This is a genomic window from Bradyrhizobium sp. P5_C11_2, from assembly GCF_054049755.1.
In genome coordinates, this window is sequence record NZ_JBFULT010000773.1 from 1 (window position 1) to 2,805 (window position 2,805).

Here is a 2,805-nt window from a genome sequence, read left to right on the forward strand (position 1 = left end):
GGCTCGCGCACGCTTCCCGGATTTCGCTGCGCTCCATCCGGGCTACGAGGTCGAGCGTGGGAAAATGTCGGGCGCTACTTCAGCTTGACCCGATACGTCTCGTGGCAGTCGGTGCAGCGGTCGTTGATGCTGGTGTAGGCGGCCTTGAGGCTCGCCAGATCGGTGATCTTGCCCTTGACGTCGGCGATCGCCTTCTGCACCGGCGGGATCTTGGCGTCGAAATCGGCCTTGTTCTGCCAGACCTTTGGTGACGCGCCGTAGGTGGCGTTCACCACGTCCTGCTTGGGATTGACCTCGAAGGTTTTTGCGATCTTGGCGACGTCGGCTTCGATGTTGGCGATGGCCTGATCGGCGGCCTTCTGGTCGAAGGGGATCTCGCCCTTCGTCATCTTCTGGATGACGCCATACTGGTTCTTGGCGATCGAGCGCATCAGATTGTCCTGCTGAACGGCAAGCTCCTGCTGCGCCATCACGGCGCCCGCACCCAGCAGCAGGGTGCTCACGACAATCATCGTCCGTTTCATAGGTGTTTTTCTCCGGGCTCGCAGACGGTTTGGGGAGGAGGCCGCGCCTTGCGGGAGGCATGGCCCACCGCTGACTAGAACCCCGCGGCGGGCGTTTATTCCCGCGCGCGGAGATCATGGCCTAGAGGCTGTGGCGGCGATGGTGCTCGTTGATGGCGATCCACACCCGCTCGGGCGTCGCCGGCATGTCGATGTGGTCGATCTTGTATTCGCGCCAGAGCCCGTCGACGATGGCGTTGACGATGGCCGGGCAGGAGCCGATCGCGCCGGCCTCGCCCGCCCCCTTTACCCCCAGCGGATTGGTCTTGCAGGGAACGTTGGCGGTCTCGAACACGAAGGACGGCCCGTCGGCCGCCCGCGGCAGCGCATAGTCCATGTAGGTGGCGGTGATGAGCTGGCCGTCGCCGGCGCCGTAGATCACCTGCTCCATTAGTGCCTGGCCGATGCCCTGCATGGCGCCGCCATGCACCTGCCCGGCCAGCAGCAGCGGATTGAGCGTCTTGCCGAAATCGTCGACGATCACATAGTTGACGATCTTGATGATGCCGGTGGCCGGATCGATCTCGACCTCCGCCAGATGAGTGCCGTTGGGATAGGTGCCGTCGGCGCTGGCAAAGGTCGCGCTGCCGTTCAGCTTCGATGGATCGGCGCCGGGCCGCTTGGCCAGATCGGCAAACGAGATCGAGCGGTCGGTGCCGGCGATACGGATCACGCCGTCGGTGATTTCAAGGTCGCCGATGCTCGCTTCCAGTGCCTGCGCGGCGAATTCCTTCAGCTTGTTGCCGAGCTCGCCCGAGGCGCGCTCGACGCAGACGCCTCCGGTGGGAATCGAGGCCGAGCCGCCGGTGCCGAGGCCGGTCGCGATCTCGGCGGTGTCGCCCTGGCGGACGTGCACGCGCTCCGGCGGCAAGCCGAACTGTTCGGCGACGATCTGCGCGTAGGCGGTCTGGTGGCCCTGCCCGCTCGATTGGGTGCCGATCAGGACGGTGACGTCGCCATTGGGGTCGAGCCGCACATTGGCGGTTTCTTCCCCCATCACGCCGCAGATCTCGACATAGCTCGCCAGGCCGATGCCGCGGATCAGGCCCTGCTTCTTGGCGAGCTTGGCGCGCTTGGAAAACTCCTTCCATTCGCCGATCTCCATCGCGCGCTTCAGATGCGCGGCGAAATCGCCGGAATCGTAGACCTTGCCGGTGGCGGTCTTGTACGGCAGCGCCTTCGGCTGGATGAAGTTCTTGCGGCGGATCGCGTCGGGCGTCATGCCGAGCTTGCGGGCGCAGGCATCGACCAGGCGCTCGATGACATAGGCCGCCTCGGGGCGGCCCGCGCCGCGATAGGCATCCACCGGCACGCTGTGGGTGAAGATGGTGCGCACCCGGCAGTGGAAGGCCTGGATGTCGTAGAGGCCCGGCAGCATGCCGGCGCCGCCATGCGGAATGTAGGGCCCGAAGGTCGACAGATAGGCGCCCATGTCGCCCATCAGGTCGCAATCCATGGCGATGAACTTGCCGTCCTCGGCAAGCGCCATCTYCGCGGTGGTCACATTGTCGCGGCCCTGCGCATCGCCCATGAAGTGCTCGGAGCGATCGGCCGCCCATTTCACGGCCTTCTTCAGCTTGCGCGCGGCGACCGCCATCAGGGCGTATTCCCGATACGGAAACAGCTTTGTGCCGAAACCGCCGCCGACATCGGGGCAGATCACCCGCATCTTCTCGGTCGGGATATTGAGCACGTTCTGGCAGAGGATGTCGCGCAGGCGGTGGCTGCCCTGGCTGCCGACGGTCAGCGTCAGATAATCGGCCTTGGCGTCGTATTCACAGACGGCGGCGCGCGTCTCCATGAAGCTCGCGACCACGCGCGGATTGACGATGGAGATTTCGGCGACCGCATGCGCTTTCGCAAACGCGGCTTCGGTCGCTGTCTTGTCACCGATCGAAACGTCGAACAGCACATTGCCGGCCTTGTCCGGCCAGACCTGCGGCGCACCCTTCTTCACCGCGTTGACGACGCCGGTCACCGCCGGCAGCGGGCTCCACTTGACCTCGATGGCCTCGATCGCGTCGCGGGCCTGGTCGATGGTCTCGGCGACCACGAAGGCGATRGAATCGCCGACATGGCGCACCTCGTCCTTGGCCAGGATCGGGTAAGGCGGGCCGGTGAATGGATCGGTCTCGAGATTGAACAGGCAGGGCAGATTGCCGAGATCCGCAACATCGTCCGCGGTCAGAATCAGCGCGACGCCGGGCAGCGTGCGGGCGCGGCCCGCATCGATGGTGTATTT

2 protein-coding genes are annotated in these 2,805 nt (G+C 65.2%); both read right to left on the minus strand.

Going from position 1 to position 2,805, the window contains the following annotated elements; all coding sequences use genetic code 11:
* Nucleotides 1-74: 74 nt before the first annotated feature.
* Nucleotides 75-524 (minus strand): c-type cytochrome, encoded by a 450-nt coding sequence (locus tag ACXJL8_RS38325; protein ID WP_456622112.1) that lies wholly within the window; start codon nucleotides 522-524, stop codon nucleotides 75-77.
* A gap of 121 nt (nucleotides 525-645) precedes the next feature.
* The coding region (locus tag ACXJL8_RS38330) for a xanthine dehydrogenase family protein molybdopterin-binding subunit (RefSeq protein ID WP_456686737.1) at nucleotides 646-2,805 on the minus strand (2,160 nt) is incomplete at its 5' end.

Excerpts from the sequence above, each read along its gene's own strand:
- ACXJL8_RS38325 (WP_456622112.1), bottom strand. The coding sequence starts at position 524 with ATGAAACGGACGATGATTGTCGTGAGCACCCTGCTGCTGGGTGCGGGC.